Below are 14,723 nucleotides of genomic sequence, written 5' to 3'. Positions count from 1 at the left end.
CCGAAACGGTTGACGCCGGCTCAGCGCGGCGACACCATCGCCTCCGGCTTGACCCAGCGGTCGAAATCCTCTTCGCTGACATGCCCGAGCGCCAGCGCCGCCTGCTTGAGCGTCGTGCCGTCATGATGGGCGCGCTTGGTGATCTGGGCCGCCTTGTCGTAGCCGATATGCGGCGCCAGCGCGGTGACCAGCATCAGCGATCGCTCCATCAGCTCGCCGATGCGCGCATGGTTGGCTTCGATGCCTTGCGCGCAATGTTCGTCGAAGCTGTGCATGCCGTCCGCCAGCAGGCGCACGCTTTGCAGGTAGTTGTGCGCGATCAGCGGCTTGAACACATTGAGTTCGAAGTTGCCCGACGCGCCGCCGATATTGAGCGCCACATCATTGCCAAACACCTGGCTGCACAGCATGGTCATCGCTTCGCACTGCGTGGGATTGACCTTGCCGGGCATGATGGAGCTGCCGGGTTCATTTTCCGGTATGGTGATTTCGCCCAGCCCGGAACGTGGCCCGGACGCCAGCCAGCGGACATCGTTGGCGATCTTCATCAGTGCCGCCGCCAGCGTCTTCAACGCTCCGTGCGCCGCGACCAGTGCATCATGACCGGCCAATGCGGCGAATTTGTTCGGCGCCGTCCTGAACGGCAGGCCGATGGCTTGCTCCAGTTCGGCGGCGACGCGCGCGCCGAACTCGCGATGGGTGTTCAGTCCCGTGCCGACCGCGGTGCCGCCGGCCGCCAGCTCGCACAGTGCAGGCAGCGACGCCTTCACGATGCCATGCGCATGCTCGAGCTGGGCCACATAGCCGGAAAATTCCTGCCCGAGCGTCAGTGGCGTCGCATCCTGCAGATGCGTGCGGCCGATCTTGACGATGGCGGCAAATGACTCGGACTTGCGCGCCAGCGTCGTGCGCAGGGCGTCGATCGCGGGCAGCAGCGACTTTGCGGTGCTGGCGGCGGCGGCGACATGCATGGCGGTGGGAAAGATGTCGTTCGAGGACTGGCCCATGTTGACGTCATCGTTGGGATGCACCAGCCGGCCTTCGCCGCGCTGCCCACCCAGCAGTTCCGATGCGCGGTTGGCCAGCACTTCATTCATGTTCATGTTGCTCTGGGTGCCGGAACCGGTTTGCCAGACCGACAGCGGGAACTCGGCATCATGTTGCCCCGCGATCACTTCATCGGCGGCGGCGATGATGGCGCCCGCCTTTCCCGCATCAAGCTGCCCCAGCTCGCGGTTGACGGCTGCGCACGCGCGCTTGACCTGAGCCAGCGCAAGGATGAGGCTGGCCGGCATGCGTTCGGTGGAAATATGGAAGTGATGCAGCGACCGTTGCGTCTGGGCACCCCAGAGCCGGTCTGCCGGCACATCGATGGGACCAAAGGTGTCGCGCTCTATCCGGGTGTCGGCCATGCCTGTTCTCCATTGCTCGATTGTGGTTGCGGTTCGATCTGCGTTGCCGATCGGCGTTCCCGCGGGGGAAACCCTTTGACCGCGTCGTGAAGACATGCAAAGCATAGCCCGAGCCCGCAAGTCATGCACGGCCAGGGCTACACATGATTCAGGCTTGGGGAATGTCTAAATCTGGGGAAGAAGAAGGGATTCGTCTTGCGGAAGGGAATGCCGCTCGCGCAGCAGCTGTTCGAATTCCTTGGCCGGCAGCGGGCGGCTGAAATAATAGCCCTGCATGTAATCGCAGCCGTGACGCTTCAGGTAGGCAAGCTGCGCTTCGGTTTCCACGCCTTCGGCGATCACCTTCAGGCGCAGGCTGTGCGCCAGCGAAATCACGGACAGCACGATCGCCGCATCATCCGGATCGACCGTGATATCCCGCACGAAGGACTGGTCGATCTTGAGCAGATCGATGGGAAAGCGCTTCAGATATGAGAGGCTGGAGTAACCGGTGCCGAAGTCATCGATCGACAAGTGCACGCCGATCGATTTCAGGTCTTGCAGGATGCAGACCGCATGTTCGATGTCGTTCATCATCATGCTTTCCGTCAGCTCCAGCTCTAGAAGGTGCGGCGCCAGTCCGGATTCGGCCAGCACGGTCCTGACCGTATGCGCCAGGTCTTCCCGGTAGAACTGGAAAGGCGACAGGTTGACCGCAACCCGCAGCGGCCCCAAGCCTGCTCGCTGCCATGCGACGCATTGATGGCAGGCGGCGCGCAATACCCAGCTGCCGATCGGAACGATCAAGCCGATTTCCTCGGCGATCTCGATGAACCGGTCTGGCGGCACCATGCCGAGCACCGGATGCTGCCAGCGTATCAGCACTTCCATGCCGAGCACCCTTCCCGTCGCCAGGTCGACCTGCGGCTGATAATGCAGCAGGAACTCCTCGCGTTCGAGGGCGCTGCGCAGATCCTTTTCGATGCGCAGCCGCTCCAACGCGTGCTCGTTCATGGTCGGCGTGAAGAACTGGAAGTTGTTCCGCCCGGTTTCCTTGGCGCGGTACATCGCGATGCCGGCATGCTTGATGAGGGTATCGGCTTCCAAGCCGTCGGACGGACATACCGCGATACCGATGCTGCAACCCATGACGAACTCATAGCCCTCTATGATGATGGGTTCGGCCACGGCATCCATGATGCGCTGCACGAGAGCGGGCGAGAGATGCTCCTCGGTGCGTTCCGGCAGCAGCAGGACGAATTCATCGGCGCTCATGCGGGCGATCGTATCGGTTTCGCGAACCGCGCCGCGCAGGCGGTCGGCAACGATCTTGAGCAGTTCGTCGCCTGCCCGGTGGCCGAGAGTGTCGTTGACGAACTTGAACCGGTCCAGATTGAGGAACAGCAGCCACACCGGATGGCCGTAGCGGGTGGCATACGCGCTGGCCTGCCGCAGGCGGTCGTGCAGCAGATTGCGGTTGGCGAGTCCGGTCAGCGTGTCGCGGGTCGCCTGGAATTCCAGTTCGGCCTGGTAACGCCTGGTGGCGGTAATGTCATTGATCGCCACCACATAATGATTGACCGCGCCGTTTTCATCGCGCACCGGCGCAATGTAGGCATCGCTCCAGAACATGCGGCCATCCTTGCCATAGGTCCGCAGCGTGATGCGTGTTTCCCGGCTTTCGCGGACGGCGGCAATGATTTCCTGGATCTCGGGCTGTGCACGGTCATCCGCCCACAGCAGACTGCAGCTGCGATCCCTGACATCCTCCATCGAATAACCGGTGATGCGCTCGAAGGCGGGATTGACATACTGGATCGGATAATTCGGCGCTGCGGCGCTGGTGATGATAATGGCATTCGCGCTGGCCTCGATCGCTCTCTGGCGCAGCTGCAAGGCGTCTTCCGCGCGCTTGCGCGCCGCGATATCCTCGCTCAGCCTGGCATTGGCCGCGCGCAGTTCAGCGGTGCGCTGCTCCACCAGGCGATGCACGCGGCGCGAGCGGATCGACATCGTCTGGAAGAAGCCGACCACCAGCAGACTCATCAATATGCCGCCGACAAGCGTTGCCAGGGATCCGGCATGGCGCGCCATGAACGGCTCGGCATTGCGCGAGATGACGACTTTCCAGGGACGCCCGGCGAGATCGAAGTCATGCATGACCGGCTCCGGCTGATCGCGGAACAGCCAGTGCGGAATCAGCGGACGTGCCGAGGCGGCAAGCTCGTTCGGAGACAGAGGCCGCTCGCCCCTTCGGAACGCCAGATTGCGGTCATCGATATCGGAGCTGGCATACACATTGATGCTGAGCGGCGGATCGTTCAGCATTCCGCTTTCCGCCAGAATCCTTTCAATCAGGACTTCGGCGTTGAAGACCGCCGCGGTATCGCCGACGACGGCCGCGCGGCGCTCTTCGACGGTATCGATCGGCATGCCGCGGCGGTAAATCGGCATCACGACCAGGAATCCGTTCTGGCGTCCATTGCCCTGGGCCAGCTTGAGCAAGGCGGTGGAGGTCGGCTGCCCGCTGTCGGTGGCCCAGCGCACGGCTTCGGCCAGAGGAATATTGGGAGCGGAATCAAGCCCCAGGGCAGCTTCGTTGCCTTTTATCGGCTCAATATAGTCGACGATCAGATGCCGTTCCGCGGGTTTCGCGGGCACCAGTTGACCGTTCTCCATCTGGCGCATCACATAGTCCGGATAAATGCGCCGCATCTCCGCCACATAGGCCTCGCGCTCCGCCGCACTGACGAAGCGGTGAAAGTTGAACGCCTGGATATAGGCATGCCGCTGCAGCAGCGGTTGGGAGAAGCTACGGAACTGTTCCCGGCTGACGGCCTGGAAGCTGACGAATGTTTGATTGAGCACCCTGAGCGTATGGATGGTTTCATCCAGCTGCTGCTGTATGGCGAGAATGCGTATGTTCGCCCGCTGCTGGAATTCGAGCTCAACCTTGTCGTGCTCAAGCCGTCTGATGCCGGCAAATAGAATGGAGGTGGCGATCAGACCTGCGATCAGGACCAGCACCGCGACTGCGGAAGAGGAAAAAGGCTGGCGGCTCCTGGGCATTCCTTCTCCACTGAGGTTGATGAAATTGCTGAGCCGCCGAGGGCTAAACCGGAGCGATTGCGTTCCAGTGTAAGTTGCGTGCAACCTGCTCTAAACCTGATGCATCCCCATCCCGCGTCATTCCATGTCGAACGAGATCGATGGATTCTTTCAGCCGGCAAGACGTGGCCGGCCAGGCTGAAAAGAACACGCTCTCACGGCATCCAACATGACGGAACTGGTATTACCTGCAAGGTTAGCCGATTTATTTCCTTAAGGAAAGCTAAGACTGGGGAGAGTGTTTTTGCGAGACACAACATGCAGCTCCCTACGGGAAGCCGACGGAAAGGAAATATGGAAATCCGGAATGGGCGAACGCCGCCTGTATGTTTCCCGGACACTCGCGGTCCAGGTTGGATATGTGGCTGAAGAGGCTGCTTACTTGGTTTTCTGATCCGGCACGAGACAGGCATCAACAATCTGGAGATCGTTATCCTTGGCAAAGTTGACAACAAAATGATAGGCAAGCGGTTCGATATCGCGCAGGGCCTCATTGACGACAACCGATTTCACGCCACCGAGCACCGTCGGCCGCACGTAAGGCGAATATCCCAGGTGGGCATTGCGTCCGCCGCTTCCTTCGGGACGAAAGCATGACATGACGCCGCACAGGCGCTCTGCCCAGTCACTGGGCCGGAACTGCCGGCCATCGCTCGTCAGGCCTTGGATAAAGAACTCGCGTGCGACGGTCGTGGGTTTGGTGAATTCGGCCATGTATGCGGCTTGCCTTCCTGACATTGCTGTTCCGGTGCGGGTCTTGCACGGGTAGATGCACAACCTGACCGACGTTTCGGCTGCCATTATGCAGCACCAGTCTTTCAATATTCTTGCATATTATATCTTATAGAAGAGTTGGAGCGAAACAACATCCCGCATTATGAAAATAGCACCGCGTGACTAGTAGACATTGCAAAGAATGATGGATCGCGTTTTCGAGCATGAAACCACTCACCCTTCCCGCGTTGGATTGAAGCAACGTTCATGCAAGCGGATTCATCGGTGTCAGCTCGCCGTTCTTGCGTGGCTTCAGTCCCGGCCGGAAGCTTTCCGGCCGTGGTGGCCTGCTGCTTTGGCGCCATCGGGCAAAATTCCACGCGAAGACATGCAGCAGCAGGGCCGGATTCGGGCGTCCGTCAAACGGAGACGCTGTGTCTCTGTACTTTGTCCGTATAAAGCAGGCCGCCCTGCACGGTACGCCATAGACAAGGATGGAAGGTGCGGGTTCGCAGCCCACACGATGAAAATCAGGATTCAGGAATGGAGTTCAGCCCAGCCAGACGGCGATGGAAAGCAGCAGCAGTAGCAGCATCCAGAGCAACAGGGCACGCCAGACAAGGCCGACAGTGCTCTGCAGGGCACGCACATTGGCCTCTTCCCCGGGCGGAACATCTGGCTCGATGCTGATCGAATCCACGGTCGCGGCATCTGCCACCGGCAGGCTTGCGGCACTCTCCGTCGCCGTACCCAGGCGCAGGCCCATTGCGCCGCCTCCGGCGGAAAGAATGATGCCGATGGCTTCGTCCTTCCAGCGATGCGCAAAATTACGCCATGCATAAATGGCATCTTCGAAGTTTCCGACAATGGCGAAGGCGATAGCGGTCAGGCGCGCCGGAATCCAGTCGATCCAGTAAAAGGCTTTCGTCGCGAAGCGCCCGAATGCCTCGTTCCTCAGGTGCTCGGGCTCGTTCCATGCGCGAGCCAGATATTCGGCCACTCGGTAAAGAATGGCCCCGGCCGGGCCGATCGGCATCGCAAACCAGAAGAAAACACCGAAGACATTGCGATGCGTAGTAATCAATGCCTGTTCGACGGCGACACGCGAAATGTCGCTGACGTTCATTGCCGTCATGTCCTGCTTTGTCCATTCCGCCAGCAGGCTGCGAGCGCCGGCCTCGTCACCGCTGCCGAGCGCCAGCTGGATCGAGGTGAAATAGTGGCTGTAATGACGAAATCCCAATGTCAGGTACACGATCAGGATATTCCAGAGCAGCGCCAGAAACGGACTGATGCGCAGGCACACCCAGTAGACGGCCATGGATGGCACCAGAAGCGCCAGCATCGCAACAACCCATGCCATGCGGCCATGTGCTTCCTGGCCTGCATTGAACGTGGCTTCCATGCGGGCGGCAAGCTGCTTGACCGCCGCGTACATCGGATTGTCGGCCCGTAGCGGCTTGAGCTGCTCGAGCAGCAATGCAAAGAGGATGGAAAGAAAGGTCATTGGCCTGGCTTGGTATTCACACAACCGCTACGATAACGCAGTGCAAGATCATAATCAAACCCGCATTGCCTGCGTTGCCATTCAGGCGCGCAGGAAATGGAAAAGATTGCGCAGCATGCCGGCCGTTGCGCCCCAGATGAAAAAGCGGTCATAGGGCATCGTGTAGAAACTGCGCCGCCCCCCGCTGTCGGGATATTCGTAGCTGCGCAGCTGATGGTTCATGCCATTCATCAGAAAGGCCAGCGGGACTTCGAATATCTCTGCGACTTCGAAAGGATCCGCACGAAGTTCAAAGGGCGGCTGCACCAAGCCCACCACCGGCGTCACCCTGAACCCGGTGCCGGTGAAATAGTCGGGCAGGATACCGAGGACTTCGATATGCCGGCGATGCAAGCCGACTTCTTCCTCGGTTTCGCGCAGGGCCGTTTCAATTGCGGAGGTGTCAGCGGCCTCCACGCGACCGCCCGGCAGGCTGACCTGACCGGCATGGTCGTTCAGATGTGCGGTGCGCTGGGTCAGCAGCATGGTGATGCCCTCCTCGCGCACGACCAGGGGCATCAGCACCGAAGCCGGCGTAGGTTCCCCGGTCAGCTTGCGCAGACGGCGCTCGCTGAATTCCTCGCGTATCCATTCGGGCGGATGGGCAAAGCGTTCGCGCAGTGCCAGGACGGTGAGGCGTTCCGGGCTCACTGCGGGCTCGCCTGCAATGGAATCGACCGGAAGCGCCTCGGGATCAAATATAAGTTTCGACAAGGCTTGCATCCTCGGATGGATAGCTTAACAAGATAACCGCTGCCAGTGGCGCGCAACGCCGGATGCCGGCATGCATGGGCGGGTTCCGTTGGTTTGACTGGTCTGACGACTCCGACGGCTTTGCTAGCGCCACTGCGATATAGGGCCCGCCAAGCTCTTCTTGCCAAGCGTGTCAGGGATTCTAACTTGAATACCGGATAAAGGTACTGGCAGCGCGATCAAGGCGGATACGCCACAAAATGCACAAAAGAAAAAAGGCACCTTGCGGTGCCCTTTTGCCTGCGAACCTGCAGCTTATTCGGCTGCCTGTTCCGCCACTGCACGGCGATTCGGAAGCTTTTCCTTGATACGTGCGGACTTGCCCGAACGATCACGGAGGTAGTACAGCTTCGCACGACGCACATCGCCGCGACGCTTGACTTCGATCGAAGCGATCAGCGGGGAATACAGCTGGAACGTACGCTCCACGCCTTCACCGGAAGAGATCTTGCGCACGATGAAGTTGGAATTGAGACCGCGATTGCGACGCGAAATCACGACGCCTTCGTAAGCCTGAGCACGCTTGCGGGTGCCTTCAACCACGTTGACGTTCACAACCACTGTATCACCCGGTGCAAATTCGGGGATGTTTTTGCCCAGACGGGCGATTTCTTCCTGCTCGAGTTTCTGGATCAGATCCATTTTTAGCTCCTGTAACCATCATGCCGGCGCCAGCATTGCATTGAGTGCCCGGTAGAGGATGGGGTTAAACACGCGGACAAGCATCATCCGCTCGATACTGCAAATCAAAACTTCTACGACAAACTGCTCAAGAACTTTTCATCGGCGCGCGACAGCAATCCTTCCTCACGCGCCCTGGCGATCAGATCGGGCCGCTTCCTGGCCGTCACCAGCAGCGATTGCTCGCGCCGCCATTTTTCTATTTCGGCATGATGCCCGCCCATCAGTACCGGGGGCACCGGCATGCCGTCATAGACTTCTGGACGGGTGTAGTGCGGACAATCCAGCAGGCCGTTGACGAAACTGTCCTCGACCGCCGACACGTCATCGTTGAGCACTCCGGGCAACTGGCGTATTACCGCATCCATCAAGGCCATTGCCGGCAGTTCGCCGCCGGACAGGACGAAATCGCCGAGGCTGATTTCTTCGTCCACGCAGCGGTCGAGCAAGCGCTGATCGACCGCCTCGTAGCGTCCGCATAACAGAACGACACCGCTCTCCGCGGTAAACTGCATGACACGCCGATGGGTAAGCGGCTGACCTTGCGGGGACAGATATACGACCCGCGGCACAGGCAGACCAAGCTGCGCCTGGCGTGACTTTGCCGCCTCGATCGCCGCTTCCAGAGGCTTTGCCAGCATGACCATGCCGGGGCCGCCGCCATAAGGACGATCATCGATCGTGCGGTAATTGTCATTCGTGAAATCGCGAGGATTCCACAAGGACAATGCACATCGTTTCTGCTCGAACGCTCGCCGAGTGATACCGGACTGCGTTATCGCGTTGAACATGTCGGGAAAGAGCGTGACCGCATCAAACTGCATCTTGACCCACCCTTGACATGCTGACTTTCCGATCGGTCATGAAGCCTCAGAAATCCAGGCCCCAGTCGACAACCACTTTTCTTCCTGCCTGATCCACAGTCTTGACGAACTGGTCGACAAACGGAATCAGCCATTCTTTCGGCTTCTGATCCTGCCCTGCCGCAGCCGGGGCCGCCACCTGAAGTATGGGATGCGCGCCGTTATCCATCAGGCCAGCCACGGTGCCCAGCACTTCTCCCTCCAGGTTTTCGACTGAGAGTCCAATCAGGTCGATCCAGTAGAACTCATCATCCTCAAGCGGAGGAAAGTGGCTGCGCCGGATCTGCACAGTGGCCCCTTTCAGAGCCTCAGCTGCATTGCGGTCAGGCACGCCCATCAACTTGGCAACGACATCTTCGCCATGCATCTTGGCCTGCAGCATGTCCACATCACGCAGAGCCGGCTTGTCGAGCCACCAGGTCTGCGCATGCAGCAATGCATCCGCATCCAGTGAATAAGGCTTGATTCTTACCCAGCCCTGGATGCCGTATGCACCGGTGACATGACCAACCAGGATCAGATCATCAGGGACAGCCATCCCTGAAACAGACTTTACCGACAATTAAGCTGCTGCTTTGCTGCCGGCTTCTTTCACCAGGCGGGCCACTGTCGGGGACAGCTGGGCGCCAACACCTTGCCAGTAAGCCAGGCGATCCTGAGTGATGCGGAAGGACTCATCCTTGCCGGATGCAACCGGATTGTAGAAACCGAGGCGCTCGATGAAACGGCCATCGCGGCGATTGCGCGAATCCGTTGCAACGATATTGAAGAAAGGGCGCTTCTTGGCACCGGCACGGGATAAACGAATGACGACCATAATCTGCTTCCAAAAATTATTCTAGGGCGGAAAAAGCCGAGAATTATAGCCCGTTTTCAAGGCTGGCGGCAAGTTCGAAAGAATTGTCGCCGACATTGCTTTCCCTTTTGCTCTCATGCACACTACGCGGCGCAAAAACCTGGCAATACTTGCATCGATCAAGTCGAGCCCACGTTTCATGCGACACTTGGAAAGTTTTCCCTGAGCAAGCCATATTTTCCCTATGAAGCCCCACAAGAACAAGACATTCGCCACGTTGCTCGCCGCGGTATTGGGCGGCATCGGCGCGCACCGATTCTACCTCTACGGCCGCACCGACCGCTGGGCATGGCTGCATGTCGTGCTGTTTCCGTTTTCCATCTTCGCCGGATTCATTGCCGCACTGATGCTTGGCCTTACTCCGGATGAAAAATGGGATGAGCAGCACAATCGGGAGTCCGGCAAGACATCGAACTCCGGCTGGCCGCTCATTCTCCTGCTGGTATTGACCTTCGGGGGCGGCGCAACCGCCTTGATCGCTGCCATCGCCCGGACATTCGACCTGCTGTTTACCGGCGGAGCCTATGGCTGATCGGCCCGATGGGCGATAGCAAAGCTGCTGCATGATGCTGAAGCTCACCGCCATGCAAAGCCGTGCCGGTAGACGGTGTACGATGGGCTCAATGCGTCGGCGATGCAGACAATAGCGGGAATCGCAGATGCCCGGCTTGCCCGTGTTTTGCGGTGAAGAATGTCATGGAGTACAGAGGGGCGGGGGATGCAGGCTCCCGGCGTGACATTGCCACTATCTAATCTGCAATAATGCGCGACCATCCTGGTCATTGCAAACAAGCCCGTTGACTTGCGCACCGCTCCGCATGCGCTGCGGGAAGTACCGGACAGGTCATCAGGGCAAAGGCATCAGATGGAGACGCTTGTCGTTTCCAGCAGCTGGCAGCCGTCTATTTTCCAGCTGCTATCCTCTTCCTGCACCATCAAGAATACGGCCACCCATACCTTGCTGCTGCCATCGGTGACGCGCACGATTTGCACGGCCTCGCCATGGATCACTTCCGGCGCGGAAAAGATCACGCCCTGTGAACGGTAGATGGGATTGTATTCTTTCTTGATCAGACGCAGAAAATTGTCCGGGCTTCCGAACAGCAGGCGCTTCTGCAGCGTCGCCTGCATGAATGCGCCGTCCGCATCGTCATTGGCCAGCGCTTCCAGCTGCGATTGCACGGCTTCATGGATGGCGATCGCGTCGGCCGTCGTGATGGCGCCGAGCGCAAAGGCGGAAGTCCACCAGGGACCCGCCAGTCCACACAGCAAGGTTGCCGTAGCCAGCAGCCGTTTCATGATCACCTCCGGACCCGAAACCAGGATTGCAGAAATGTTTGCCCGATATAGCCAAGATTTCCAAATGCTGCCGGAGTTCACGCCGCCATAAAAATAAAGGCAGCCGATGGCTGCCTTCTAGCGCTATATCAATCCCGAGCCATAACATGCCAAATGTGATCAATGGATTTTTCGACTGGCGAGGCCGAGGCGGCAGATCAGAAATCCATAGCAGGGCGATGGATGACGAGCGCACCGCGGCCAGGTGAAACAGCCGCGATCTCATCGGATGGAATGGCTCGGAATTGGTATTAGAGCGTTTTCTTCCGCCGGATCAGAACTGTTCTTCCGCAAGCGCCATCACTCCTTGGCCGCCATCGATAATGGCGGTGCGATAGGCGTAGGCCTGCGGCAGGATATGATCGGCATAAAAACGCGCCGTGGCGACTTTGGCTGCATAGAAACGGGCATCGCCCTCTCCCGCCTGGAGCCTTTGTTCAGCGATCAGGGCGGCGCGCGCCATCTGCCAGCCGCCGAGCACGATACCGGCCATTTTCAGATACGGCACGCTGCCTGCGAACACGCCCTTGATATCGGCCTTCATATTGCCGACGACATGAGCCACCACCTCGTCCAGCGCCTCGATTGCAGGATTGAGCTGCTTTCTGATGGCGGCAAGATCGGCACTCGCATGGCCGGCCATCAGTTCCGCTGTCTCGCGTGCGAGTGCAAGTATGCTCCTGGCGGTGGCGCCACCATCGCGTACCGTCTTGCGGCCCACGAGGTCGTTCGCCTGGATCGCCGTCGTGCCTTCATAAATCGGCAGGATGCGCGCATCGCGGTAGTACTGCGCGGCGCCGGTCTCTTCAATGAATCCCATGCCGCCATGGACCTGCACGCCATTGGAAGCGACGTCGATTGACATCTCGGTCGACCAGCCCTTGACGACCGGCACCATGAATTCATAGAAGGCCTGGTTCGACTTGCGCATGGCTTCATCCGGATGATGATGCGCGACATCATGGGCTGCCGCCGTTACATAGGCAAGCGCGCGCGCAGCTTCGGTATGCGCCCGCATCGACATCAGCATGCGCCGCACATCGGGATGATGAATGATGGCGACCGGCCCGCTGGAACCGGCGAGGTCGCGCGACTGCACGCGATCGCGCGCATACTGCACCGCCTTCTGATACGCGCGTTCCGCGACGGCAATGCCTTGCATGCCTACCGCGAATCGGGCCGCGTTCATCATGATGAACATGTATTCAAGACCGCGGTTCTCCTCGCCGACCATGGTGCCCACAGCACCGCCATGGTCGCCGAACTGCAGCACGGCGGTCGGGCTCGCCTTGATGCCCAGCTTGTGCTCGATGGAGACGCAATGCACGTCGTTGCGCTCCCCCGGAGAACCGTCGGCATTGACCAGATATTTCGGAACGATGAACAGGGAAATGCCCTTGACGCCTTCAGGCGCGTCAGGCGTGCGCGCAAGCACGAGGTGGACGATATTTTCGGCCATGTCGTGCTCGCCATAGGTAATGAAGATCTTGGTGCCGAAGAGCTTGTAGGTACCGTCGCCCTGCGGCACTGCGCGCGTGCGCACCAGCGCGAGATCCGATCCGGCCTGCGGCTCGGTCAGATTCATCGTCCCCGTCCATTTCCCGGAAATCAGGTTTTCCAGGTAGGTCTCTTTCTGTTCATCGGTGCCCGCGGTCATCAGCGCTTCGATGGCGCCGTCGGTCAGCAAGGGACAGAGCGCGAACGAGAGGTTGGCGGAGTTGAGCATTTCGATGCAGGGAGTGGCCACCAGCTTGGGCAAGCCTTGTCCGCCGAACTCGACCGGATGCTGCACTCCTTGCCAGCCCGCCTCGCCAAACGCCTTGAATGCCTCCCTGAAGCCTCTGGTTGTCGTTACCTTCCCGTCTTGCCAGGAACTGGGCTCCTTGTCGCCCACCGCGTTCAGCGGCGCAATGACCTCTGCGCAGAATTTCGCATTTTCTTCCAGCACCGCCTCGACGGTTTCCGGGCTTGCGTCCTCGCATCCGGGCAAGGCATTTACCTGGGAAAGGCCGGCGAGTTCGTTGATGACGAACTGCATGTCCTTCAGCGGGGCGACATAACTCATTTTTCAGTCTCCAAGGAAAAGGGCAGGATTGCGGGCCGTATGGCGAAGCCTTCGGAACAAGCTTCGCGACAAAGCCGGCAATCCTGCCCGGTAACGTGACTCTTTTTGCGATGGGCGTCGTGCGCCCATTCCGTAAATCGGTGACGCGGATCAGCCGAGTTCGTTGACCAGTTGCGGCACGAGTTCGAACAGATCGCCGACGATGCCGTAATCGGCTACCGAGAAGATCGGCGCTTCCGGATCCTTGTTGATCGCCACGATGGTCTTCGAATCCTTCATGCCGGCCAGGTGCTGGATCGCGCCCGAAATGCCCACCGCGATATACAGCTGCGGCGCCACGATCTTGCCGGTCTGTCCCACCTGCCAGTCGTTCGGCACGAAGCCGGCATCGACCGCCGCGCGCGACGCGCCCATTGCCGCGCCCAGCTTGTCGGCCAGCGGCTCCAGGATCTTGAAGTTGTCGCCCGAGCCCATGCCGCGCCCGCCGGAAACGATCACCTTGGCCGCCGTCAGTTCCGGACGGTCGGACTTGGCCACTTCGCGCGACACGAACGCCGACTTGCCGGAGTCGGCCGCCGCGGTGATGGTTTCCACCGCGGCACTGCCGCCGGTGGCTGCCGCGTCGAAGCCGGTGGTGCGGACGGTAATGACCTTGACCGCATCGGCCGACTGCACGGTGGCGATCGCATTGCCGGCGTAGATCGGACGCTCGAAGGTATCGGGCGAGGCGACCTTGGTGATTTCCGAGATCTGGCCGACATCGAGCCTGGCGGCCACGCGCGGCAGGATGTTCTTGCCGTAGGCGGTGGCCGGGGCCAGGATGTGGGAATAGGAGGATGCGATGGCCAGTGCCTGCTCGGCCACGTTTTCGGCGAGGCCGTCGGCGAAGTGAGGCGCATCGGCAACCAGCACCTTGGACACGCCGGCGATCTTGGAGGCGGCTTCGGCGGCGGCACCGCAGTTGGCGCCGGCAACCAGCACATGGACGTCACCGCCGCAGGCAGCGGCGGCGGTGACGGTGTTGAGGGTGCTTCCCTTCAGGGAGGCGTTGTCGTGTTCAGCAATGACGAGTGCAGTCATGATGGATTCCGTATCTGAATTGGAGGTAAGCGCGTTCGACCGCTGGCTGATTAGATGACCTTGGCTTCGTTCTTGAGCTTGGTGACCAGCTCCTCAACGCTCTTGACCACGATGCCGGCCGAGCGCTTGGGCGGCTCGGACACTTTCAGGGTCTTCAGGCGCGGCGTCACGTCAACACCCAGATCTGCCGGCTTGACTGTTTCCAGCGGCTTCTTCTTGGCCTTCATGATGTTGGGCAGCGTCACATAGCGCGGCTCGTTCAGGCGCAGGTCGGTGGTGACGATCGCCGGCAGCTGCAGTGCAATCGTCTCCAGGCCGCCGTCGACTT

At 60.0% G+C, this 14,723-nt stretch carries 14 protein-coding genes; 1 reads left to right on the top strand and 13 read right to left on the bottom strand.

Annotation, left to right across the window (positions count from 1 at the left end):
• Nucleotides 1-20: 20 nt before the first annotated feature.
• The 9 genes from fumC to rpsP form a co-directional block, all read right to left on the bottom strand.
• Nucleotides 21-1,412, bottom strand: coding sequence for a class II fumarate hydratase (gene fumC / locus FH061_RS16435; RefSeq protein WP_151636926.1), 1,392 nt, complete (start codon nt 1,410-1,412; stop codon nt 21-23).
• Between the two features lie 165 nt (nt 1,413-1,577).
• Nucleotides 1,578-4,460, bottom strand: a complete 2,883-nt coding sequence (locus FH061_RS16430; protein ID WP_151636925.1) for a bifunctional diguanylate cyclase/phosphodiesterase — start codon at nt 4,458-4,460, stop codon at nt 1,578-1,580.
• Between the two features lie 417 nt (nt 4,461-4,877).
• Nucleotides 4,878-5,213: a DUF3579 domain-containing protein gene (locus FH061_RS16425; protein WP_151636924.1), complete on the bottom strand. Its 336-nt coding sequence runs from the start codon at nt 5,211-5,213 to the stop codon at nt 4,878-4,880.
• Nucleotides 5,214-5,763: 550 nt separating this feature from the next.
• Nucleotides 5,764-6,720 (bottom strand): CobD/CbiB family protein, encoded by a 957-nt coding sequence (locus tag FH061_RS16420; protein ID WP_151636923.1) that lies wholly within the window; start codon nt 6,718-6,720, stop codon nt 5,764-5,766.
• An 81-nt stretch (nt 6,721-6,801) separates the two neighbouring features.
• Nucleotides 6,802-7,473, bottom strand: a complete 672-nt coding sequence (locus tag FH061_RS16415; protein ID WP_151636922.1) for a CoA pyrophosphatase — start codon at nt 7,471-7,473, stop codon at nt 6,802-6,804.
• A 294-nt stretch (nt 7,474-7,767) separates the two neighbouring features.
• On the bottom strand, nt 7,768-8,154 hold the full coding sequence (gene rplS, locus FH061_RS16410; RefSeq protein ID WP_151636921.1) for a 50S ribosomal protein L19: 387 nt from the start codon (nt 8,152-8,154) through the stop codon (nt 7,768-7,770).
• Between the two features lie 113 nt (nt 8,155-8,267).
• A complete protein-coding gene (trmD, locus tag FH061_RS16405) occupies nt 8,268-9,017 on the bottom strand; it encodes a tRNA (guanosine(37)-N1)-methyltransferase TrmD (protein ID WP_151636920.1) in 750 nt (249 codons plus the stop codon).
• 46 nt (nt 9,018-9,063) lie between these two features.
• On the bottom strand, nt 9,064-9,594 hold the full coding sequence (rimM, locus tag FH061_RS16400; RefSeq protein ID WP_151636919.1) for a ribosome maturation factor RimM: 531 nt from the start codon (nt 9,592-9,594) through the stop codon (nt 9,064-9,066).
• A gap of 24 nt (nt 9,595-9,618) precedes the next feature.
• The gene (gene rpsP, locus FH061_RS16395; protein ID WP_151636918.1) at nt 9,619-9,873 is read right to left on the bottom strand and encodes a 30S ribosomal protein S16; all 255 of its coding nucleotides are present in this window, start codon (nt 9,871-9,873) and stop codon (nt 9,619-9,621) included.
• Between the two features lie 223 nt (nt 9,874-10,096).
• On the opposite strand from rpsP, the gene FH061_RS16390 reads away from it, so the two are divergent.
• Nucleotides 10,097-10,444, top strand: a complete 348-nt coding sequence (locus tag FH061_RS16390) for an NINE protein (RefSeq protein ID WP_151636917.1) — start codon at nt 10,097-10,099, stop codon at nt 10,442-10,444.
• A 329-nt stretch (nt 10,445-10,773) separates the two neighbouring features.
• On the opposite strand, the gene FH061_RS16385 is transcribed toward FH061_RS16390, so the two are convergent.
• From FH061_RS16385 to FH061_RS16370, 4 genes are all read right to left on the bottom strand, one after another.
• On the bottom strand, nt 10,774-11,211 hold the full coding sequence (locus tag FH061_RS16385) for a DUF4864 domain-containing protein (protein WP_151636916.1): 438 nt from the start codon (nt 11,209-11,211) through the stop codon (nt 10,774-10,776).
• A 313-nt stretch (nt 11,212-11,524) separates the two neighbouring features.
• Nucleotides 11,525-13,315, bottom strand: a complete 1,791-nt coding sequence (locus tag FH061_RS16380; RefSeq protein WP_151636915.1) for an acyl-CoA dehydrogenase — start codon at nt 13,313-13,315, stop codon at nt 11,525-11,527.
• Between the two features lie 150 nt (nt 13,316-13,465).
• Nucleotides 13,466-14,395: an electron transfer flavoprotein subunit alpha/FixB family protein gene (locus FH061_RS16375; RefSeq protein ID WP_151636914.1), complete on the bottom strand. Its 930-nt coding sequence runs from the start codon at nt 14,393-14,395 to the stop codon at nt 13,466-13,468.
• 50 nt (nt 14,396-14,445) lie between these two features.
• On the bottom strand, nt 14,446-14,723 hold a 278-nt coding region (locus FH061_RS16370), incomplete at its 5' end, for an electron transfer flavoprotein subunit beta/FixA family protein (protein ID WP_404822479.1).

Origin of the sequence: Noviherbaspirillum aerium, from assembly GCF_008929045.1 — a bacterium.
In the GTDB taxonomy this organism is placed as follows: Bacteria; Pseudomonadota; Gammaproteobacteria; order Burkholderiales; family Burkholderiaceae_D; genus Noviherbaspirillum; species Noviherbaspirillum aerium.
The sequence above is the reverse complement of the archived record's forward strand: the minus strand, read 5'-3'. Positions and strand labels throughout refer to the sequence as shown.

What these genes read in the sequence shown, in the direction of transcription:
- FH061_RS16430 (WP_151636925.1), bottom strand. Translation starts at nt 4,460, where the DNA reads ATGCCCAGGAGCCGCCAGCCTTTTTCCTCTTCCGCAGTCGCGGTGCTG.
- trmD (WP_151636920.1), bottom strand. Translation starts at nt 9,017, where the DNA reads ATGCAGTTTGATGCGGTCACGCTCTTTCCCGACATGTTCAACGCGATA.
- fumC (WP_151636926.1), bottom strand. Translation starts at nt 1,412, where the DNA reads ATGGCCGACACCCGGATAGAGCGCGACACCTTTGGTCCCATCGATGTG.
- FH061_RS16375 (WP_151636914.1), bottom strand. Translation starts at nt 14,395, where the DNA reads ATGACTGCACTCGTCATTGCTGAACACGACAACGCCTCCCTGAAGGGA.
- rpsP (WP_151636918.1), bottom strand. Translation starts at nt 9,873, where the DNA reads ATGGTCGTCATTCGTTTATCCCGTGCCGGTGCCAAGAAGCGCCCTTTC.
- FH061_RS16420 (WP_151636923.1), bottom strand. Translation starts at nt 6,720, where the DNA reads ATGACCTTTCTTTCCATCCTCTTTGCATTGCTGCTCGAGCAGCTCAAG.
- FH061_RS16380 (WP_151636915.1), bottom strand. Translation starts at nt 13,315, where the DNA reads ATGAGTTATGTCGCCCCGCTGAAGGACATGCAGTTCGTCATCAACGAA.
- rplS (WP_151636921.1), bottom strand. Translation starts at nt 8,154, where the DNA reads ATGGATCTGATCCAGAAACTCGAGCAGGAAGAAATCGCCCGTCTGGGC.
- FH061_RS16385 (WP_151636916.1), bottom strand. Translation starts at nt 11,211, where the DNA reads ATGAAACGGCTGCTGGCTACGGCAACCTTGCTGTGTGGACTGGCGGGT.
- FH061_RS16390 (WP_151636917.1), top strand. Translation starts at nt 10,097, where the DNA reads ATGAAGCCCCACAAGAACAAGACATTCGCCACGTTGCTCGCCGCGGTA.
- FH061_RS16425 (WP_151636924.1), bottom strand. Translation starts at nt 5,213, where the DNA reads ATGGCCGAATTCACCAAACCCACGACCGTCGCACGCGAGTTCTTTATC.
- rimM (WP_151636919.1), bottom strand. Translation starts at nt 9,594, where the DNA reads ATGGCTGTCCCTGATGATCTGATCCTGGTTGGTCATGTCACCGGTGCA.